This window comes from Fluviicola chungangensis, from assembly GCF_007558725.1.
Lineage (GTDB): Bacteria > Bacteroidota > Bacteroidia > Flavobacteriales_D > Crocinitomicaceae > Fluviicola > Fluviicola chungangensis.
In genome coordinates, this window is the sequence record NZ_VLPL01000002.1 from 39,759 (window position 1) to 61,219 (window position 21,461).

At 42.7% G+C, this 21,461-nt stretch carries 16 protein-coding genes; 7 read left to right on the top strand and 9 right to left on the bottom strand.

The genetic code is table 11. The features are described from left to right. Window positions 1-14 precede the first annotated feature (14 nt). Window positions 15-707 carry a response regulator transcription factor gene (locus tag FO442_RS03855; RefSeq protein WP_144331837.1) on the bottom strand — a complete coding sequence of 231 codons (693 nt, stop codon included), beginning with the start codon at window positions 705-707 and terminating at the stop codon, window positions 15-17. Window positions 708-798: 91 nt separating this feature from the next. Here FO442_RS03855 and FO442_RS03860 point away from each other — a divergent pair, with 91 nt between their 5' ends. The 3 genes from FO442_RS03860 to FO442_RS03870 are packed head-to-tail and all read left to right on the top strand — an operon-like array spanning window position 799 to window position 5,507. Beyond that, complete coding sequence (locus tag FO442_RS03860) at window positions 799-3,285, top strand: T9SS type A sorting domain-containing protein (RefSeq protein ID WP_144331838.1); 2,487 nt, start codon at window positions 799-801, stop codon at window positions 3,283-3,285. 1 nt (window position 3,286) lies between these two features. Continuing rightward, window positions 3,287-4,411, top strand: coding sequence for a glycosyltransferase (locus FO442_RS03865; RefSeq protein ID WP_144331839.1), 1,125 nt, complete (start codon window positions 3,287-3,289; stop codon window positions 4,409-4,411). Beyond that, entirely contained in the window at window positions 4,404-5,507 is a 1,104-nt protein-coding gene (locus FO442_RS03870; RefSeq protein ID WP_144331840.1) for a glycosyltransferase, read from the top strand. The genes FO442_RS03865 and FO442_RS03870 overlap by 8 nt, the downstream gene beginning before the upstream one ends. Before the next feature lie 121 nt (window positions 5,508-5,628). Here the strand turns inward: FO442_RS03870 and FO442_RS03875 are convergent, their stop codons facing one another. Then, window positions 5,629-6,339 (bottom strand): cell division ATP-binding protein FtsE, encoded by a 711-nt coding sequence (locus FO442_RS03875; protein WP_144331841.1) that lies wholly within the window; start codon window positions 6,337-6,339, stop codon window positions 5,629-5,631. A 260-nt stretch (window positions 6,340-6,599) separates the two neighbouring features. On the opposite strand from FO442_RS03875, the gene FO442_RS03880 reads away from it, so the two are divergent. The 3 genes from FO442_RS03880 to FO442_RS03890 all read left to right on the top strand — a co-directional run bounded on the left by FO442_RS03880 (window position 6,600) and on the right by FO442_RS03890 (window position 11,911). Beyond that, window positions 6,600-9,686: a tetratricopeptide repeat protein gene (locus FO442_RS03880; RefSeq protein WP_144331842.1), complete on the top strand. Its 3,087-nt coding sequence runs from the start codon at window positions 6,600-6,602 to the stop codon at window positions 9,684-9,686. After that, window positions 9,686-11,413 (top strand): TonB-dependent receptor, encoded by a 1,728-nt coding sequence (locus FO442_RS03885; protein WP_144331843.1) that lies wholly within the window; start codon window positions 9,686-9,688, stop codon window positions 11,411-11,413. The genes FO442_RS03880 and FO442_RS03885 overlap by 1 nt, the downstream gene beginning before the upstream one ends. A gap of 84 nt (window positions 11,414-11,497) precedes the next feature. Further along, entirely contained in the window at window positions 11,498-11,911 is a 414-nt protein-coding gene (locus FO442_RS03890; RefSeq protein WP_144331844.1) for a hypothetical protein, read from the top strand. An 8-nt stretch (window positions 11,912-11,919) separates the two neighbouring features. Here FO442_RS03890 and FO442_RS03895 read toward each other — a convergent pair whose 3' ends face one another. The 5 genes from FO442_RS03895 to FO442_RS03915 form a co-directional block, all read right to left on the bottom strand. Continuing rightward, entirely contained in the window at window positions 11,920-12,279 is a 360-nt protein-coding gene (locus FO442_RS03895) for a winged helix-turn-helix transcriptional regulator (RefSeq protein ID WP_144331845.1), read from the bottom strand. A gap of 175 nt (window positions 12,280-12,454) precedes the next feature. After that, the gene (locus tag FO442_RS03900) at window positions 12,455-13,135 is read right to left on the bottom strand and encodes an ABC transporter ATP-binding protein (protein WP_144331846.1); all 681 of its coding nucleotides are present in this window, start codon (window positions 13,133-13,135) and stop codon (window positions 12,455-12,457) included. Window position 13,136: 1 nt separating this feature from the next. Beyond that, window positions 13,137-14,387: an ABC transporter permease gene (locus FO442_RS03905; RefSeq protein WP_144331847.1), complete on the bottom strand. Its 1,251-nt coding sequence runs from the start codon at window positions 14,385-14,387 to the stop codon at window positions 13,137-13,139. Further along, window positions 14,384-15,460 (bottom strand): efflux RND transporter periplasmic adaptor subunit, encoded by a 1,077-nt coding sequence (locus FO442_RS03910; protein WP_222101970.1) that lies wholly within the window; start codon window positions 15,458-15,460, stop codon window positions 14,384-14,386. Before FO442_RS03910 ends, FO442_RS03905 begins: the two co-directional genes overlap by 4 nt. Window positions 15,461-15,529: 69 nt before the next feature. Further along, window positions 15,530-16,741, bottom strand: coding sequence for an HU domain-containing protein (locus tag FO442_RS03915; protein ID WP_144331848.1), 1,212 nt, complete (start codon window positions 16,739-16,741; stop codon window positions 15,530-15,532). Between the two features lie 97 nt (window positions 16,742-16,838). Here FO442_RS03915 and FO442_RS03920 point away from each other — a divergent pair, with 97 nt between their 5' ends. Further along, window positions 16,839-19,088: a T9SS type A sorting domain-containing protein gene (locus FO442_RS03920; protein WP_144331849.1), complete on the top strand. Its 2,250-nt coding sequence runs from the start codon at window positions 16,839-16,841 to the stop codon at window positions 19,086-19,088. Between the two features lie 47 nt (window positions 19,089-19,135). On the opposite strand, the gene FO442_RS03925 is transcribed toward FO442_RS03920, so the two are convergent. After that, window positions 19,136-20,599 (bottom strand): oligosaccharide flippase family protein, encoded by a 1,464-nt coding sequence (locus FO442_RS03925; RefSeq protein WP_144331850.1) that lies wholly within the window; start codon window positions 20,597-20,599, stop codon window positions 19,136-19,138. After that, the gene (locus FO442_RS03930) at window positions 20,600-21,382 is read right to left on the bottom strand and encodes an enoyl-CoA hydratase/isomerase family protein (RefSeq protein ID WP_144331851.1); all 783 of its coding nucleotides are present in this window, start codon (window positions 21,380-21,382) and stop codon (window positions 20,600-20,602) included. Window positions 21,383-21,461 lie beyond the last annotated feature (79 nt).

The following is a 21,461-nucleotide window of genomic DNA, read 5'->3' on the forward strand; positions in this document are numbered from 1 at the left end:
CTGCAAAGATAGGATTAATCGGGTAAGGTAAATTTATATCCGACGCCCCTGATCGAATGAAAAAATCGGGGATTCTTCGGATCCTGCTCAAATAACTTGCGAAAGCTCAAAATATAATTGTCGATCGTCCTTCCGGTCGGAAACTGGTCATTTGTCCATAAAGTATTGAGAATCTCGTCCCGGGAAACGACCTCGTCTTTTCGGGAAAAGAACAACTGGATCAGTTCCATTTCGCGTTTACTCAATTCCTGTTTTTCACCTGAAAGCACATGTTCCACTTCGAAAGATGCCGGCAACACCCGGTGATTGCCTATGGTTATTTCAACAGGAATTGCTGTTTGCTTTTTTTTCGGTTGAACCAAAATGGAACAGCGAAGAATAAATTCCTCCAGGTCAAATGGTTTCGGCAGGTAGTCGTTTGCGCCCAGTTTCAGTCCTGCAATCCGGTCAATGGTATTTCCTTTTGCAGAAATAAAGATAATCGGAACAGCAGACACTTCCCTGTACGCACGACAAATATCCAATCCGCTCACTTCCGGCAGCATCACATCCAAAATCACCAAGTCATAATTATCCAGTTGGTTTTTCATCAACAAGGCCTCTCTGCCATTGTTTAGTGTGGTCACTGAATACCCTTCCAATTCCAGGTTAAATTGAATGATTTCCAGCAGACTTTGCTCGTCTTCTATGACTAAAACCTTATTCATTCGACAAACTTCTATAAAAAAGCGTTTTCAAGTTGGTTTCTTGTGTTAAAAGAGTGTAATTTTGAGAAAACTACACATAAATATAAGCACAATGCTAAAATATCTTTTAATGCTCGGCAGTTTCCTGCCACTTTGCGTAGCATTAAATGCACAGGTAAGTGAAGGTGGACTTCCGATAGGGCTGCAAAAAGTAGCAACTACGGGCAGTGCTCCGTTTCAATATTCACCTGCTGTTTATGTGCTTAGTAAACCGAATGTTGTGGCTGCCAAGAATGAAGATTCGGCAAACGATTCAAAAGGTGCATACCGGGTTGGTCTGAATGTGCCGGTTTCCATCACTATGAACAATTCAGGAACATGGACCTTATTACCGGATGGAACACGCGTGTGGAGGTTAATTATTTCCGGTAAGGATGCATTGGCCCTCGGATTGTATTTTTCAGAGGCCGTTCAGATTCCCGCTGGTGGAAAATTGTTCGCATACAACGAAAACGGAAAACAAGTCCTCGGAGCTTATTCTTCCGCAACTGACGATTTCCAGGCAATGGAAATGGTACAGGGGGAAAAGATGTATCTCGAGTACAGCGCTCCGGCATGGGTTCAGGAAATTCCTGTTTTCACCATTCGTGAGGTCGTTTATTTTTACCGCGGAGTGGAAGAGCATGTCAATGCCTTTGTCAATGACGAAACAGTTCATGAAAAAGCCGGTACCTGCGAAGTAGACGTGGCGTGTTCGGAAGGGAACAACTGGGCAGACCAGATCAAGTCGGTAGTTCATTACACATTCAATGACGGAACATCTACGTATGTTTGTTCTGCCTCAACGATCAACAATACAGCAAACGATTGCAAGCCCTATATTCTTACCGCCTGGCATTGCGGTGAACGTGTTGCCGGCCAATCTATTGCAACCTGGGTTTGGTACTGGAAATACCAGAAAAGCACTTGTGCTCCCGGTTCGGGCAATTACACGGATCCTTCAAAAGGAAGCAAAACAATGACCGGTGGAATGGTAAGAGCATCTGCCGGAAACGGCACATTAAATAATCCTCCCGGACCATACGAGGTTGCGGGCTCTGACTTTTACCTGGTTCAATTGAATGCTCAACCTCCGGCTTCCTATGACGTATATTATGCCGGTTGGGACAGAACAAATAATCCATCCGAAAGTGGCGTGGGAATTCACCATCCTGCCGGAAGTGCAAAGAAAATTTCTACTTATACTGACGACCTTGAATCCGAAACATTCAACGGGGGTGCTACCAACGCGCACTGGCGGGTTTTCTGGGCAACAACAACCAATGGTCACGGTGTGACAGAAGGCGGTTCTTCAGGTTCCCCTATTTTTAACTCCTACGGAAGAATTGTCGGACAGCTTTCCGGTGGTGCTTCGGCCTGCACTGCTAACGGGGCCGGACAAGGAACAGGGCCGGATAAACGCGATTTGTACGGGAAGTTCTCTTTCGATTGGGACCAAAACGGGTCTACAGCAAATGCACAGTTAAAACCCTGGCTGGACCCAAGCGGTTCAGGAGTCACTTCGCTTGCAGGATTAGCCACTCCGTGTGCGATTACTCCAAATGCCCCTGTTGCGGAATTTATCGCAAACCCAACCACAATAAGTGTCGGCGGCACTTCACAGTTCACCGATCAATCTACGGGAACACCGAGCAATTGGTCTTGGGTGATCACACCTGCAACGGGTTGGAGTTTTGTAGGCGGAACGAATGCAAACTCCCAGAATCCGCAGGTTACTTTTACTGCCGGCGGACAGTATACTGTTGAATTGACAGTTTCAAATTCAGCAGGATCGGATGCGGAACTGAAGATCAATTACATATATGTCACAACAGCAACATCACCGTGTACTGCTACATCCGCATATTGTGATGAATTTATTCAAAAAGTAATGCTGGAGGCTATCAACAATGAAACGGGATGTAACAACTACACCAATTATAATTTAAGTGCCACCCTGATCAAAGGTCAAAGCTACGACATCACGATCATACCTCAAATCAGTGGCGGACTGCCCGGAAGTGCTTATATCGGTGACGAGATTGCTGCATGGATCGACTTCAACGGCGATTTTGATTTTGATGATCCGAATGAACGCATTGCCTTCGTCTCCATCGTTGCCGGGTCTTCATTGGTTTTCAATTTTACTGTTCCTTCCAATGCAGTGACCGGTGTTGTTAAAATGCGTGCGCGCATTGTCTTCAATTCGACTCAGGGAGGAGAAGGTCCGATAGAACCTTGTGGAAATACAAATTACGGTGAAGTGGAAGACTACAATATCATTCTTTCGAACTCCCTTGGTTTGGAACAAAATCACCTGGATGCGGTTTCCATTTACCCGAATCCGGCAATGGATGAGGTGAAAATAGATCTTTCCGGAATTGCGAATGAATCGATTTCACTTGAATTATTGGACATGACCGGAAAAATCATCCGAACTCAGCAACCTATTTCCGGAAGTGTCGCCGTTTTTGATTTGAGTACCGTTGCAAAAGGAAGTTACCAGATCCGGATCTCCGATGGAACTGTTCAGCGAATGGCGCGAATTGTAAAACTATAGTTTGAAGAAACCAAAAGTTATTGTCAGTGTTATCAACGATTTGAATACGGATCAGCGTGTTCACAAAGTTTGTTCGTTTATTGAAAGCCAGGGATACGATGTGCTGCTTGTTGGCCGCAAGCTCAAGTCGAGCCAAAAAATGGAACACCGCACTTACCACACGAAACGTTTCAATATGTTTTACGAAAAAGGTGCACTGTTCTATGCCTGGTTCAATTTTCGCTTATTTTGGTTCCTGCTCTTCCATTCTTCCAGCATATTAGTGGCAAATGACCTGGATACTCTACTTCCGAACTACCTGGTATCCAAACTGAAAAGGAAAAAACTGGTTTACGATTCACACGAATATTTTACGGAAGTGCCCGAACTCATCAGCCGGCCGAAAGTAAAAGCGGTTTGGGAGCGATTGGAACGTTTTATTTTTCCAAAACTCCGGTTTGTAAGTACCGTCAATCAATCCATTGCTCAAAAATACCAGCAAAAATATGGCGTTCCGCTCAAAGTAGTTCGCAACGTTTCCCCGCTTTGGAATCCATCCCACATTCGTTCCAAACAGGAACTGGGCATCCCGGAAGGGAAGCACATTTTGATTATGCAGGGGGCCGGATTGAATGTTGACAGGGGCGTTGAAGAAGCGATCCGTATGATGCCATTCCTGGAGAATACCGTTTTAATAATCGTTGGGAATGGCGACATTATTCCTGAAATGAAAAAATGGGTGGAAAAAGAAAACTGGCAGGACCGGGTACTTTTCTTTGGAAAACGCCCTTATTCGGAATTACTTCAATTCACACATCACGCGGATTTGGGTTTAAGTTTCGACCAGCCCACCAATCCAAACTATTTGTTTTCGCTGCCCAATAAGATCTTCGATTACATGCATACCTCAACTCCTATTATTTGTTCCGACCTGGTCGAAGTTTCGAAATTGGTGAAGAAATATCAAATCGGAGAAGTGGTGACCGATTTTTCACCGAAGCAACTCGCACAACAGATTCAGGCAATTCTCAATCATCCGGAATGGATGAAACTCTGGAAAAACAATTGTAAAATTGCAGCAAGTAAAGAAAATTGGGAAGTAGAAGTGCAACAGTTAACCGATTTCTATCCAAAAGTTCATGAGTAAAAAAATCCATTTGGTTTCTTTTGATGTGCCGTTTCCACCTGATTACGGAGGTGTTCTGGATGTGTACCTGAGAGCAAAAGAATTAAAGGGTCTGGGCTATTCGGTAATCCTTCACTGCTATGAATACGGAAGAGGAAGGACACATGATTTTTCAGAAATTGCGGATGAGATTTACTATTACGATCGGAAAAATGGGGTGAAATCAATTTTTTCGAACCTTCCTTACATTGTGAAAAGCCGGAATTCGGAAGAACTTTTGAAGCGTCTGCTTGCAGACGATCATCCGGTTTTACTGGAAGGACAACATTGCACTTTCTGGATTGACGAGCTGATCAAAAAGCACCGGAAAGTGGCCGTGCGCATGCACAATATCGAGTGGCAGTATTACCGTGATCTGGCACAGGATGCCAAAACCACTTCGGAACGTTTGTTTTTCAGGCTGGAATCCCGGAAATTGAAGAAGCACGAGCTGAAACTAAAGGATATTCCGCTTTTGTGTATTTCGAAAAGCGACTTGGAATACTATCAAAATAAGGGTTTTCAGACCGTTTATCTTCCCGTAACAATTAACGCTGATTTGGTGCTGACTCCTATGGAATCGGAACCTTTTGGACTGTATCACGGAAATTTATCTGTTCCGGAAAATGTGGAAGCAGTCCACAAATTAATACGGGAAAATCAGCGGGAGAAAATCGATCTGCCAATCGTGATTGCAGGGAAAAATCCAAGTGCCGGCCTGCAAAAGAAAATAGAGACGCAAGGCTGGAAATGTATCGCAAACCCGAATGATTCTGAATTAAATGATTTGATGCGAAGCTGTTCGGTACACTTGATGATCGGATTCAAATCCAGCGGGATCAAACTGAAAGTAATCCGTGCATTGCTCACAGGTAAACCGTGCATTGCAACGAAAGAAATGACCGGAACGGGTAGTTTGGAGAACCATTGTGAGATTTGGGATCCGGCTTTGCCTTTAGCCGAAAAAATAAAACAGGTATTGGCTGAAAATCACCCTGCTGAAAATCGGCTGGAAGAATTGGAGGAGGAATTCGGGGTTGAGAAGCTGAAAGCCGCGTTGGATGAAATTGGGTTTTAACCGGCTTAAAGTTAATTTCTTTCACCGCAGAGAAGTCAAGGCGCAACGAAAGAATGGGTGAACTTTGCGTTCTTTCGTTCTTTGCCGTTAATTCTCAAGTGCTGAATCCTTTTCTAACATGTCAATCAAACAGTGGCTGGAACGGATCAAACCGGTGCATCGTATCCAAGGATTTTAATTCCCTGTTTTCCACTTTGTAAACCTTTCCCGGAAATTTTTCGATCAGGGACATGTCATGCGTGGCCATGATCACTGCTGCCTTTTCTTCTTTCGCGACAGCTACGATCAGGTGCATGATTTCCGTTGATGTTTCCGGATCCAGGTTTCCTGTCGGTTCATCCGCTATAATTACTTTGGGGTGATTGATCAGGGCACGGGCAATGGCAACCCGTTGTTGCTCACCTCCTGAAAGGCGATGAGGCTGAATGTGTTCCTTTCCTTCCAAACCAACCATGGACAACACCGTACGGATGCGCTGGTCCATTTCGCGCTTATCTTTCCATCCGGTGGCTTTCATGACGAAACGCAGGTTGTCATTGATCGAACGATCGGAAAGTAACTGAAAATCCTGGAAAACAACACCCAATTTCCGGCGCAGATTCGGGATTTGCCGCTTGGAAAGTTTCTTCAAATCGTGATCTACAATCGAACCGGAACCATCACTGAGTTCCAATTCTCCATAAAGTACTTTCAATAAACTACTTTTCCCGGAACCCGTTTTTCCAATTAAAAAGACCAATTCATCCGATTCCACCTCGAAATTGATGTTGTCAAGAACCGTTTGACCCAGCTGATCAATTCTCCCGTTTTGAATGCGAATTACTTTTTCCACTTTTTTCAATTTATTGAATGATGCCTCTTTTCCTTAAAAGCCAACTAATCTGAATTTTCTATCAAATACATTCCGTTCAAAGGATTCAAAAGTTCTATTTGAACATTTTAAAAAATAAACTAGGTAAATTTCAGGATTCCAATTCGTAAAATTCAGGTGTAACAAGATTATCTCTTAACAGTTATACGTTTAAAACTTTTGAACGCACGCGCCCTTTCTCCCCGGGTACTCCTTAATTTTACTATCTTAAAATAGTTGTAATGCGTTTTATTTTTATCCTTTTTCTACTTGTTGCAAGCTCTTCGGCATGGTCCCAGGCAAGTGAGAAGTACCATTCTCCGCTTAGTGGATTCTACAAAGCAGAAGATTTGTTTGAGAAAGAACAATACAGTGCAGCACGCAAAGAATTCCGTCTCTTTATCACTGATTACAAGGGTTCCCGAAATGATTCATACTACATCAAGGCCTTATATTATGAAGGATTGGCCGCATTGGAACTATTCAATAACGACGCCATTGATCTGCTGGAAACCTTTAACAGGGAATACCCCGAAAGCATTTACCGCAGCAATATTCTATTCCAGATCGGACGGTATTATTATCAAAAAAAGGATTACAAAAAATCCATCGAATACTTCAAACAATTAAACAGATCCACGGTTGATAAGGAAAATCAGGAGGAATATTACTTCAAACTCGGTTATGCCTACTTCGATGAAAAGAATTACCTGGAATCCAAATTGGCTTTCTATGAAGTAAAAGATTCCAGCAGTCAGTATGGAGCACCAAGTTTATATTACTATTCTCACATCTGTTACTTGGACAGTTCCTACCAAACGGCCCTGGAAGGTTTTGAAAAGCTATTGACCGATAACCGCTTCAACCGCGTGGTCCCGTATTACATTACACAGATTTATTACATTCAGCACAAATACCAGGAGGTTGTTGACTTCGCACCAGGCAAGGTAGACAGTTTGAAACCCGCAGAACAGGTTGAGATCAGTCATATCATCGGGGACAGTTATTTCCACCTGGAAAAATACGATGAAGCACTTCCTTACCTGGAATTGTACAATTCGAAATCAAACACCACGCGGGACGATGATTACGCACTGGCTTTAGCGTATTCACGCACCGCGAACTGTACCAAAGCTGTTAAGTATTTTGACCGCGTGGCGCGCGAAAAAGATGTCCTGGGGCAAATTGCCCTGTACCATGCCGGAGAATGTTACACCAATCTGAATGAGCTGGTTTATGCCAGAACAGCATTCGAAGCGGCCAGTCAACTGGATATGGATAAAATGATCCAGGAAGATGCCTTGTACAATTACGCCCTGCTTTCCTATAAACTGGACATGAATGCTTACGATGAAGCTGTCGAAGCATTCAAATTGTACCTTGAAAAGTACCCGGATTCCAAACGCAAACCGGTTATTTACCAATACCTGGTAAATGTGTACACTTCTACCAAGAATTACCAAAAAGCACTGGAATCCTTAGATCAGCTGACCAATAAGGACATCAAACTGAAATCTGCTTACCAGTTGATCGCGTTCAACAGGGGTGTCGAATTATTCCAGAAGTCGGAATATGCAAACGCAATAAAAGCCTTTGAATTGGTCGAAAAATATCCGATTAGTCCCGAAATCAGTGCCAAAGCAATGTATTGGAGCGCAGATGCAGAATTCTATTTGAAGAATTATTCAGAAGCAATCAAGAAATACAACCAATTCATGGGAATGTCCGGTTCCCAGTCCAGCGGATTGCGAAATGATGCCATGTACAACAAAGGATATGCCTACCTGGCACTGAACGATTACAAACAAACGGAAGATGCTTTCAGAGATTACCTGAAACAGCCCAACCTGACGGATGTCAGCAAAAAAGCGGATGCGTATATGCGTTTGGGTGATGAATACTACCGGATTGTTCAGGCAGATCTTGCCACCAATCAAAGCGCGATTGATAATTATAAAGCTGCGTATAATCTAAAAGCCGGCTATGACGATCAGGCCTTATATTACATGGCCCGTACATACAACTTCATGGGCAAGCAGGCAGAGCGTATCCAGAGTTTAACGGATTTGATCAATAATTATCCGAAATCCAGGTATATGCAGCGCGCCATTGTAGATGTTGCACGTGCTTATTTCGAACAAGGGAACCTGGATAAATCCGAACGATACTACAAGCAAATTATTTCCGATTATCCGACCAGCAACCTGGTGAAGGATGCTTACCACTATTTGGGGGATATCGCCTTCAAACGTGCAAATTTCAACCAGGCGGAAACGTTTTATACCAAAGTATTGAATGAATTTACGGTCAATGATACCATTTGCGAACGTGAAGTGAGCTCACTGGTTGCCGTATACCGTGCACAGCGCTTGCTGAACAAGATCGAAAGCCTTGCCGGTAAATACAGCTGTGCTGATTCCATCGCCACGCAAGTGGAAGATGAATATTACCGCCTGGGATTTGACTTGTATGATAAATCTGAATGGAACGCTTCCATTGTCGAATTTGACAAATATTTGAACAAATACCCGAATGGTAAATTTTACCGGGATGCAATGAATCAAAAGGCAGATGCCTTATACCACTTGAAAAAAGAGGCAGATGCGGTTGCCATTTATAAAATCACGCTTGCCGGTCCGAATGACGATTACACCGAATTGGCTTCGGTAAGGACCGCCAAGTTCCTTTTCAACGGAGACCAAAAGGAAGCTGCACTTCCGTATTATGAACGAACGGAACAAACCAGTTCCAATCCGGAATATTTGAACAATGCCCGGATCGGATTGATGCGCTGTCATTTCTTATTGGAGAATTATGCAAATGCGGTGGAATATGCTCAAAAGGTATTGGGTGTTCAGCAAACAACGCAATTGAAACTGGAAGCAGAATACATCAAAGGAATTTCACTTTCGAAAGAAAAACGTTACGCCGAAGCACAGCTTTCTTTGGATTACGTGATCAAAAACACGACAACCGTTTGGGGCGCAGAGTCCAAATATACCCTTGCTTTAAATGCCTTTGAACAGGCCGACTACACCAAAACGGAAACCATCATCCGGGAATTGCTTAAAATGAAGCCGGGTTATGATTACTGGATCGCAAAAGGATTGATCCTGCAGACGAAAGTATTACTCCAGAAAAAAGATCTGTTCCAGGCTGAAAATACCATCAAGTCCGTAATTGACCATTACCCGGTAAAAGACGACGGTATTCAGCAGGAAGCAGGCGAATTGTACAATGAGATCATGCAATTGAAAACACAACCCAAAACTTTGACCGATCCGAGTGAACCAACGGTCATTGAACTGGATGAAAAAACAGGGAAATAATGATGAGAAGTACACACATATTAATGCTGGTAAGTGCGGTATTGATCGGATCATTTTCGAATGTGTTCGGGCAAGGTGGCACGGATGTCATTATTAATGCTACCGGCACGAGAACGGTTGAAAACGCAAGCCGTTTGAATTCGCAGCCCAAAGTTCTGGATACGGTCTTTCCAATTCCATCCACTTCCTATCCATTGCTTTCGATTAATTATGAGCCGACATTTGAAATTCCGAAGATCGAACCTGCAAAAGTGAACCTGCAGCAAAAATTACCGCAATTATATAACGGTTACGCACGCATTGGAATCGGTTCTTTATTGATGCCGCTTGCTGAAGTGTATTACAATAACGGCCGCAGTCGAAAAATGAACTATGGCGGAAGTATTCAGCATTTGAGTTCATTCGGGAAAATGCGGAATGTTGCCCCGGCAAATTTCGATCGGACAACTGCTCGCGGATTTGTAGGAGTCAACGAAAAGAAGTATAGCTGGGATGCCGAATCCTATTACCGCAATCAGGGGCTTCATTTCTACGGTTTTCCCAATGAGGACGCAAACAAGGACAGTATTTCACAGCGCTTCAATACCTTCGGATTAAAAGGAGCTTTTCATTCGCATAAAAAAGACAGCCTGGGCCTGAATTGGAAGATCGGGCTGGAATACCGCCATTTCAACGATAAAAAGCCGAAGGCAGATTCCCTGAGCGATTGGAATGCACGTGAGAATTTCTTTGCGATCCGGACAGGAGCTGAATACAAATGGGGAACAGAGATTTTTGCAGCTGATTTGGACATTTTTCACAACTCTTACAAATATGGGGTGTTGAATGACACCATGCCTGGCTTCCTGAATTACGGATTGGAAAACAAGAACACGATCATCAGTTTGAAACCAAGTATCAGCACCTATTCCAAAAACAGGAAACTGAAAGCCAAGATCGGAATAGACCTGACAGCAAGTCTTGGACCAAAAAACAAGGTTTATCTGTATCCGATCGCAGAAGTAAAATATTCGTTGTTCAATGACATTTTGATTCCTTATGTTGGTGTAACGGGAGGCCTGACACAGCAATCCCTTAAACGGATCACAGATGAGAACGAATTCTCCCTGTCGAATGTTTCCCTGCAAAATGAGCACAAAGCTGCGGACGGGTATGTCGGAATTAAAGGAACGTTATCCAAACGCATCGGGTTCAATGTATTTGCGAGCTTTTCGCATGTGAAAGGTAAAGCACTTTTCGTAACAGATACGCTTTATTCGGGTAGAAATCGCTTTAATGTGATCTACGATACGATGAATATCACTAAACTGGAGGGATCAATCTATTACCAATTGAAAGAGAAGGTAAAAATTGATGTTATCGGAAGGTATTATTCTTACAACGCCCGAAACAACATCTTTGCATGGAATCTGCCTCAATTCCAGATCGTATTGAGAGGAACTTATAACTTGTACGATAAATTCATTTTAACCGTCGATGCAAACCTGGAAGGCGGAAGACGCGCCAAGGTATTTGCTCCCGGAAAAGATGTACTGGAAGAAAACAACCAATACGGGATGAAGCTTGGTTTTCTGGCAGACGCCAATATTGGGTTGGAATACCGGTATAACAAACGCGTATCCGGATTCATTCATTTGAATAATGTGGCTGCTCAACGATACAAAAGATGGTATAATTACCCGGTTCAGGGCTTCCAGGCAATGGTCGGTGTGACAATCCGCTTTTAATTGAAGGTTCGAAGGGTTCAAAAGTTAAAAGAGTTCAATGTTATCTTTTTGGATTCTAATCTATGATTTTCATACCTTTGGAACATGAAGAACATGCTACCCCTTATCGTACTCCTTTTAATTCTTGCGGCATGCAAGGATCCAAGCGTAAAATACAACCAGGTCATTCAAAACGATTCTGACTACGATGTGTGGATCAAAGTATATGAACGAACAGATTCCGCTGCAACGGTAAGCTTTACGGTAGACAGCTTTTTCGTAGCAAGCAAAGGTGAAACGATTATCCTGGAAAGAAACGGACATAAGAACATGGACCAATTCAAACCATGTAAAATGTATGTGGATTCTATCAGCGGCCGCGCAGCAGATACCTTACTGGTTCTGGATTTAAATTTAAACAGTGACAGCAACTACGTGTTTAACGAAGTAGACAGAAATAAAAAAGGCGGAGGTACTTGCGAATGCCGTGCTGTTTTCAAAAACATTCACTTGCACTGACCACACCCTCAACTGTTGCTGAACAAATGTTTCCGATGATTGGAACCCCAGGTTGCCAATTCAGCGATGATCGGTTCCAGTGTTAACCCGTAAGGTGTGATCTTATATTCAACTGTAATGGGTTTGGTGTCACAAACTGTCCGTGTGATCAATTGATTGATCTCCAGTTCCTGCAATTCCTTCGAAAGCATTTTTGCACCGATTCCCGGGATGTTTCGTTTCAGTTCCATAAACTTCATGGATTTCTCGAATATCAGAGTCCCGATGATCTGAATTTTCCATTTTCCGGAAAGCAATTCCAGCGTATCCCTGATAGCCAGCATTCTTCCTGCGCAGGCCGCCGGCTCGTGGATCATTTTCTTTTTCATTACCATTTTGCAAAAATACAGCGTTAAGCTATTGATTTTATAATGAGTTTCTTCGTGGAAACCGGTTTCCAAAAGGAAATATAGGTAAAAAGTAAACGCATTATTGAAACGTTAACATTTTGAAAACTAAAAAGGTCGGGGCCTCGACCTCTTCCAATTCTCCATGTTCCATTTATTACATCCGGATAATCGCCCCATCCTCCATTTCAATGATCCGGTGGGTTCTCTGAGCAAACTCATTGTCGTGCGTTACGATCAATAAGGATTGATTAAATGCTTCGGCCAGTTCTTTAAAGATTTCGAAGACAATTTCCGAGTTTTTTTTATCCAGATTCCCTGTCGGTTCATCACCCATCACAATTAACGGATTGTTGATCAGGGCCCGTGCGATAGCCACTCGTTGCTTTTGTCCCCCCGAAAGTTGATTGGGCAATTTAAGCGCTTCATCCTGAATTCCCAGAATCTTCAGTTTTTCATATGCATGTTGCTCCACTTCTGCTGCGCTTAACTTATTTAATTTCAATCCAGGCAACATGACATTCTTCAAGACCGAAAACTCATTGAGCAAGTAATGAAACTGAAAGACGAACCCAATTTTTTCGTTCCGGACACGAGCCAAATCGCCTTCTTTCTTCCCCCGCATGAGTTGTTCGTCCAGCAGTAAATCTCCCTGGTAATCCGTATCCATGGTGGAAAGAATATAAAGCAAGGTCGATTTTCCACAACCTGATTTCCCGATAATGGAGGTAAATTCTCCCTTTTTAACTTCAAAACTAATTTTCTTCAATACCTGGATATCATATGGATCGTGAAAATATTTCGAAATTTCCCTGGCCTGTAAAACTGTTTTCTCCATATTATTTCCCTCTGATAATAACCACCGGATCTACCTTGCTTGCTTTCCGCGAAGGGAAATACCCGGCAAAGTAAGTGGTGACGATTGAAAAAATTCCGGCGATCAGGTAATACCTCAAATCGTAATTGATCGGGTATGTTTTAATGGTTGGAAGTGCTTCTGTCTTAAATGGGATCTGGTCAATACCCGAAGAGATCAGGAACCCGAAAAAGAGTCCGAATAAACCCCCGAAAACGCCGATAGTAAGAGCAATGGAAATAAATACGCGTTTGACATCTTTTCCTGAAAACCCGGTTGCCTTTAAAATCGCAATCGTATCCATTTTTTCGTAAATCATCATATTCAGGATATTGTAAATTCCGAAACCGGCAACGATCAATAAAGTAATCCCCACCGCATATGAGATTAACGTCCTGATTGCAGTTCCTGTTTCAAATTGGGCATTTGCCGTTTGAATATCGACTGCCTCCACTTCGTAAATCTGTTTGTATTCTTTCGCTATTTCGGGAGCCTTGTTCATGTCACGCAATTTGACCTGGATATCGGTGATGTAACTGTTGCTTTCTCCGAGAAGTTTCTGAGCAGTAGTCAGCGAAACATAACTTTGCACTTTATCAATATCCTGGATCCCGGATTGAAAATAACCGACCACTTTCAATTGAACCCGCTCTCCCCGGGAAGTAGTGATTTGGATATTGTCTCCTATACTCGCCAGCATTTTTTCAGCTGCTCCCTTTCCCAAGACGATACTGTTGGGAACACTTTTTAATTCCTGGTAATCTCCTTCAACAACGTATTCGGAAAAGGAGAACAAGCGGTTTTCTTCCACAACGTCAATTCCATTCAACACCCCGTTCAGATCCACGGCACCGATATTATAAAATACCTGGACATTTACTTTCGGACTAACGCCCAGGACGCGCGGATCATCTCTCAGCGATTTCATAATCACCGAGCTGTTCCGAAGATCCAGCAAGTCATTCTTCGGCTTAACCGAACTAATGAAATTATGTGCATCGGATGTATAATCTATCGGTTGTTTCTCGGAGGGAAGGATTTCTTTATAAATGTGCACATGAGGGGTCCGGTTGAGGATTAACCCGTCCAGCATTTTATTAAGGCCAGTCATAAAACTCAGAAGCGTAATGAACATGGTAATACTGAAAGTAACACCAATTGCCGCAACCAATGTTTGCTTCCAACGTGCAAGCAAAAGTGCCTTCGAAATGCTTATGATCAGTCCAAATCTCATTCGGTTTCCAGCATTATTTCATCATTCGGTTTCAGTCCCGAACGAATTTCTACCAACTCAAAATCGCGCAAACCTACTTTTACTTTCACTTTCTTCCCATTTGCCAATTGCACGGAATCTCCTTTCAGCAAATACGTTCGCGGGATTGTGAGCACCTTTTTCTTTGATTCCAAAACAATACTGGCTTCAAAAGAAGTATTCGGAAAGATGCGCTTCGGTGGTTTTGTAAATACCGCTTCTACTTTAAACGTTTTGGATCGCTCATTCATCAGCGGATTGATCTTCGTTACTCTCGCTTCGAATACCTGTCCTTTGTAGGCGTCCATTGTTACCAAAACACGCATGTTTAAGTCGATTTTTGCGATATCATATTCATCCACCTGCATTTCAAGAATAAAGCTATCTGCCGATCCCAAAACAGCCAATGGGATTTGCGGCCCGACCAGATCTCCTTTTTCAATTAAAACACTGTAGACTCTTCCGTTAATATCACTTCGGATTTCAAAATCCGATGCCGATTTAGAAGACAATGCCAGGTTGTTTTTAGCCTGCTTGGCGCTGAAATTGATCTGCCGTTTTAAATCGTTGTAACGGATTATGGCATTGGAAAGGGCGTTTTGGGAACTTTGGTATGCTAATTCACGCTGTTCCAATTCTACTTTAGAAATGACATTTTGATTGAATAAGCTCAACTGACGTATATACATCAATGAATCGTTCTTTAGTTTTTCTTTTGCAAGCTGAATGGCATTCCGGGCATCTTCCAATTTATCCTGGTTGGAACTCAAATCGTAATAGGAAGCGGAAAGTGCTGCATTTTCTTCGTTGATCAATTGCGCCTTATTATCGATGCGGAACAGCAACTGTCCTTTCCGCACATACGCACCATCGTCAACTAAAACTTCCCGAATAATTCCCGAAACCAGCGGAACTGCCTGGTACTGACTTTTGCTCTTGATTGTCCCGGAAGCGTACACCGAGGATGAAATATTCTGTATTTTGGGATGAACGGTCTCACTTTTTGAGCCACATCCTACCAGCAGTAACAGTAAAATCGGAACAAGAATTTTCATTGGCAAATAGAAACAATAAGTTACTATACCAAATTACAAACTAAAATCCAAAATAAATAATGATCTTGATCACTTTAAGATCCAAGGAACGATTCCAATTGCTTTTAGCTTTGGCTGCAATTGCGAAAATTGGGATGAATTTCCGGCAGTCACACGGATTTTACCGTCTTTTTCAAGAATCTGGCCCGTCATTCCGTTTGATTCCAATAATTTGATCAGGTCTTCTGCGTTCTTCTTATCGGAGTAACTTCCAACGATGATCTGGCCACCTTTTGGTGTTCCGACATTTACTGCAGGTTTTGGCTGCTCAATCGGTTTTTTCGGAACTTCGGTAGCTTCCGGTTGCTTGCTTGCCATTTCCTCCTCATTTTCCGGCTCAACAGAAGTCATTTTCTTTTTCAGGGAAACCGGTACATACGTATCTTCATCCATTTCATAAGAAAAAGTTTCTACGTTTTCCGGCAAATTCTGAAGTTGTTTCTTCCCTTCCCGCTTTGGAAAATGATAGTTCGCCGGAGGAAGAACATATGTTCCCTGTTTGGTTGAATGGAACGGATTAAAATCGGAAAGTGATACAACACCGGATTCCAGAACATCTGTCTTTACCGGAATCCAAAAAGAATAAAATGCAATTGGAAGCAAACAGGCCGCTGCCACATACCTCCAGGTACTGGATTTCTTTTTAGCCGGGATTGTTGTTTGCTGAATATGTTCTTCGTGAACCACTTCCAAAACCGGGATAATGGGTTCCTCAGTCAAAACAAAAGAGGGCTCGGAAGCAGGAATTACTTGTTTTTGCTCCATTTCAACCGCTTTCACCACATGCAAAATTGCCTGATGCGATTCTTTTGCCTCGGCGTCAGCAACGGATACAAAATGTACGGCGCTTAATCCAAACGATTCGAGCAATAAATTATAGAACCGATCCTGTTCAAAACACAAATTCCGTTCCTGATCATAAAACAGGTTTCCAACCCGGTCAATGGTGATTCTTCCACCCATTTGAAGCCTTGCTTCCCATTCGTTAATATGCGCCTGAACTTCTTCTGCGGCTTCCGAATAAGGAATGGAATTCGCCTGAGAGAGCGCCGCTATCAATAAGCCATCGTTATTGATCAATTGCTTATTGAACAGAACCGATTTCTTCGGCGGTAGGATGACTCCCTTTGCCGGATCAATTTTTGCGGATGTACGTTGTGCAACAAATCCTCCGAAAGAAGGAACGATTACACAATTGTGCTGCAATAATAAATCACCGATAAGTTGTTCAACTGTCAACATGACACAAAGTTATGAAAATCACACCATCTATACGCAATAAATGAAAAAGAGTTGCAGGATTTCAATCAATCTGTTAGATTTGAGCAAAATTAAACCAATGAAGCACCTATATCTGCTATTGATCGTACTTACCAATTCGTGCCTGGTTACAGCACAAACTATTTCTACAATTCATACTTCCGGTTCCGGACAGTGTGACGGAATTGCCACTTTTTACGACAGTGCATATTTTAGTGGCTGTACCTGGAATTGGTATGAAGACGATACCATCACAATCATCGCAACAGGCGGACAAACCGTTTCAAACTTATGCGCCGGAGATTACTTCCTGGTATTAGATTCCACCGGTTTTACACAAATTGTTTCTTTCACGGTCAACGATTCTTGCCCGAACATCACTTTTTCGACTTCGTTAACGGACTGTACTCCGGGAAATTGTGATGCTGTCGTACAAACTTTTGCATTTGGAGGAACGGCTCCTTACCTATTTACTATCGGGGGTGGGTCTCAAACATCTGCTTCAACCTTTTCCAATCTTTGTGCCGGAACTTATTTGGTAACTTGTACGGACGCAATGAACTGTACGGCGTCTTTTACAGCTACCGTTTCAGATACTTCTCTCAGTACCATTTCTCCGAATTTAACGATTGTTAATGACATGAACATGTCTTGTGTTGGATCTGCACAAGTTGCTCCAACGGGATCAGGTGGTCCTTACAATTATTTGTGGAGCACCGGAGAAACAACCGGTTTTGTCAATATGTTATGCGTTGGAAATTACTGGGTAACTGTTTATACCGGAACAGATACGGTTACTGTTAATTTCACTATCACGGATGACTGCACAGGTTTCACAGGTATAACCAGCTACACTCCGACATCCGGCCCGGGGATATGTGACGGTACCGTTACATTCACTCCATACGGAGGTGTTGCACCATATACATACAACTGGAATTCAGGTGCTACAACACAATCCATTTCCAATATATGCATAGGAAACTATACCGTATATTGTACAGATGCAATGGGTTGCGTAACAAACAATTTGTTCGTTACGGTAACCTATACGCCACCTCCGTTTTCAATTAACCTCACAACTGAAGGTGATCTTACCGGTAACTGTATGGGTAATGCTTCAGCAGCGCCAACAGGTAGCCCAGGTCCTTATTCCTACCTTTGGAGCACCGGAGAAACGACAAGCGTAATTGGCAATTTGTGTGTTGGGAACTACAGTGTCATGGTTTGGGATAGTGCCGATACAGTGACCGCCAATTTTACGATTACAAATCCATGTGTCAATTTTACCGCGTCTTTCAGTGAGACCGGAACAATAAACGGCAACTGCATTGGTTCATCGACGATTACGGCAACGGGAGGGGCTGCACCTTATGAATATTCCTGGGACGGCGGAACTTCATTCAATGCTGCTTCAATAATTCTTAATCTTTGTCCGGGAAATTACGATATTGTTTGCCGCGATCAAAACGGATGTGAGATCACAGAAATCATAACAATTACCGACTCCATAAACATTCTCTCCGCAAACTTAACTTCAGCGGATGATCTGACAAATAATTGCAGTGGTTCCGCTTCAGTTACTCCGAGCGGTGGAGTTGCTCCTTACACCATTGCATGGAGCACCGGTGAAACGACCAATTCCATATCAACCCTCTGCGCGGGGATTTATTCCGTTTCGGTTTGGGATTCCGGAAGTGATTCTGCAACCGTAAACTTTGTCATTGCAGATTCTTCTTCCACTTACAACAACAATCCCTACCCGAACGGTGCAATTAACGATACTTTGTATACGGACCTGGTGACGAACTGTGTAATCGATTACAACACGATCGATTCGGCTTCTTTGTACCAGGCAGTTTACAATCCAAGCAACCAAAGCTTGTACGTTACCTGGGCAGTTTATTCCCCAACGGACACCGTTTACATTAGTGATACACTTGCTTTGATTGGAAATCCCGGGTATTACACCTTGACGATTACTGTTTATTGCCCGAACAAATCCGGAAATGACTTCTTTAAAATCGAACAGGTCGTATACTTCGATGGAATGGCCATTCACTTCTCTACACTTGGAGTGGACGAACATGCCCTGGATATTATTTCTGTTTACCCGAATCCATTCGGTAATGCTATTTCCGTAGACAACAAAGACGGCGCTATCCGATCCTTGAAGCTGGTTGATTTGAACGGTCGTGTGCTTTCGGAAATGAGTTCTGTAAATTCCGGAATGGTGAAATTGGATCAATTGGAAACGATTTCATCCGGAACATATTTATTGATCCTTTCGGGAGAAAATTCCTCTAAGACTTATAAAGTAATCAAGTAAACTTTCATTCATCTTAAACCCCCGTTTGTCAATGTGATAGACGGGGTTTATTTTCTGCGCAGTGCAGAAAGTTTGATTCCTTCTATTGAAAGGACGACATAAACGAAGAAGATGATCAATAAATTATTCAAGACGAATTTAATAACCCCATGATCGCCGTAAGGTATTCGGGTAGAAATAAAATAGATCAGAATACTTAATCCCATGTATAAGAAGAACTTACGCAGGTTGTATTTAATCGGGAAATGTTTTTGTCCCCAGAAATAGGAAACCACCATTTGGAATGCATAGACGATTAAAGTAGCCCATGCACTTGCTTTGTAACCATATTCCGGAATAAACAAATAATTGATGGTGATGGTCAGTATGGCTCCCATAATAGAAATATAAGCTCCAAACTTGGTTTGGTTCGTCAGCTTGTACCAGATACTTTGGTTGAAATAAATTCCCAGGAAAACGTTTGCCAGCAAAAGAATGGGTACAATGGAAAGTCCTTCCCAATATGCTTTGGTGGAAATGAAATACCTGAAAATATCCAGGTTCATGGAAACACCCAAAAAGACGATACAAACCATCGCCACGAAGTAGTTCATGAGTTTGACATACAGCTTATTGCGATCCTGGTTCTTCATTTGGTTGAAGAAGAACGGTTCTGCCGCATACCGGTAAGCCTGCAGCAAAATAGTCACTAACATCGCCAGTTTGTAACAGGCACTGTAAATCCCGATTTGTGCATCCGCCATTTTCGCGGTCACACCATTTGCAGGATCATACAACATCTGCTTCAGCATGATCCGGTCGATCGTTTCGTTGATTATCCCGGCAAAACCGGCAATCACAATCGGAATAGCGTAAACCAGCATTTGTTTCAGCAACACCGGATCGATCTTAAAAGTAATCTGAATGAAATCCTTCCGCAGCATAATTGGCTTGACCAAGCTTGACACCAAATTCGCTGCCAGGATATAAATGACCCCTTTGGAAGGATCGTCTTTGTCGAAGAACAAAAGAAGCAGAATAACATTCAGCAGGATATTGACTCCGATCGAAGAAAATTGAATGATGGCAAATTTCCGTGCGTTTTCCTCCGCTCGTAATTTAGCCAGAGGCAAGCTGGATGAGGCATCAATCACTACAATAGCGCACATCAGGATAATGTATTCCGGATGATCGTTAAAAAGCAACAGGTCTGCAATTCCACGATTGAAGAAGAACATCCCGAAAAAAAACACGACATTCAGTATAATAACCGTTAGAAAACTGTTCCGGAAAATCCGCTGCCGGTCCTCATGATCCTGGATGAAACGGAAATAAGTCGTCTCCATTCCAAAAGTCAGTAGAACCATTAAAAAAGCAACAAAAGCATACAACTGTGAAACCACACCATAATCAGAAGGCTCTTTAAAAACCAACGTATACAATGGTACCAATAAGTAATTCAGGGTTCTGCCCAGAATACTCGACAACCCATAAACAGCCGTTTGCCCCAGTAACTTTTTAAGCGGATTCAATTATCCTCGGAAGTTTGGTTTTCTTTTCTCTATGAATGCCGTAGTACCCTCTTTGAAATCAGCTGTACCGAAGCATAAGCCGAATTCTTCCACTTCTTTGTCAAATCCTTTTTGTCCGCCTTCCGAATACAATGCGTTGACTGCACGGATAGCAGATGCTATGGCCGTTCCGGAATTTTTCAGAATTTTTCCTGCCAGTTCATTTGCCAGGTCCATCAGTTCTGCCGGTTCACATATATGGTTGACCAATCCCCATGATTTTGCTTCATCTGCAGTAATCATTCCGGCAGTAAAGATCATTTCGTTTGCTTTCCCACGACCAACCAGCTGAGCCAAACGCTGTGTTCCTCCGTATCCCGGAATGACTCCCAATGAAACTTCAGGAAGCCCCATTTTTGCATTGACAGATGCGATACGAATGTGTGATGCCATTGCCAGTTCCAATCCACCGCCCAAAGCAAATCCGTTGACCGCGGCAATCACCGGAGTGGTCATGTTTTCAATGAAAGAAAATAATAGCTGTTGTCCCTGAGCAGCCAACTCACGACCTTTTTCAATGGAAAAATCCGCAAACTCCTTAATATCGGCACCTGCAACAAATGCTTTCTCTCCGGACCCGGTAAGAATCACCACTCCCGTTCCGGAATCTTCATTAGCTGCACTCAGTGCGTAATTCAATTCGGAAATCGTTTGTTTGTTTAATGCATTTAATTGATTCGGGCGATTAATTGTGATTGTTTGAATGTGTCCGTTTTGAGACACAAGGATATTTTCGTAAGTCATTTTCAAGTCTTTTTGTAAAGGTATTGACTTATTTTCGAAATTGTGCTTTTTTGACGTAATAACGCAATATTACGTGAGG

What these genes read in the sequence shown, in the direction of transcription:
- FO442_RS03855 (WP_144331837.1), bottom strand. Translation starts at nt 707, where the DNA reads ATGAATAAGGTTTTAGTCATAGAAGACGAGCAAAGTCTGCTGGAAATC.
- FO442_RS03860 (WP_144331838.1), top strand. Translation starts at nt 799, where the DNA reads ATGCTAAAATATCTTTTAATGCTCGGCAGTTTCCTGCCACTTTGCGTA.
- FO442_RS03870 (WP_144331840.1), top strand. Translation starts at nt 4,404, where the DNA reads ATGAGTAAAAAAATCCATTTGGTTTCTTTTGATGTGCCGTTTCCACCT.
- FO442_RS03880 (WP_144331842.1), top strand. Translation starts at nt 6,600, where the DNA reads ATGCGTTTTATTTTTATCCTTTTTCTACTTGTTGCAAGCTCTTCGGCA.
- FO442_RS03885 (WP_144331843.1), top strand. Translation starts at nt 9,686, where the DNA reads ATGATGAGAAGTACACACATATTAATGCTGGTAAGTGCGGTATTGATC.
- FO442_RS03890 (WP_144331844.1), top strand. Translation starts at nt 11,498, where the DNA reads ATGAAGAACATGCTACCCCTTATCGTACTCCTTTTAATTCTTGCGGCA.
- FO442_RS03895 (WP_144331845.1), bottom strand. Translation starts at nt 12,279, where the DNA reads ATGAAAAAGAAAATGATCCACGAGCCGGCGGCCTGCGCAGGAAGAATG.
- FO442_RS03900 (WP_144331846.1), bottom strand. Translation starts at nt 13,135, where the DNA reads ATGGAGAAAACAGTTTTACAGGCCAGGGAAATTTCGAAATATTTTCAC.
- FO442_RS03905 (WP_144331847.1), bottom strand. Translation starts at nt 14,387, where the DNA reads ATGAGATTTGGACTGATCATAAGCATTTCGAAGGCACTTTTGCTTGCA.
- FO442_RS03910 (WP_222101970.1), bottom strand. Translation starts at nt 15,460, where the DNA reads ATGAAAATTCTTGTTCCGATTTTACTGTTACTGCTGGTAGGATGTGGC.
- FO442_RS03915 (WP_144331848.1), bottom strand. Translation starts at nt 16,741, where the DNA reads ATGTTGACAGTTGAACAACTTATCGGTGATTTATTATTGCAGCACAAT.
- FO442_RS03920 (WP_144331849.1), top strand. Translation starts at nt 16,839, where the DNA reads ATGAAGCACCTATATCTGCTATTGATCGTACTTACCAATTCGTGCCTG.
- FO442_RS03930 (WP_144331851.1), bottom strand. Translation starts at nt 21,382, where the DNA reads ATGACTTACGAAAATATCCTTGTGTCTCAAAACGGACACATTCAAACA.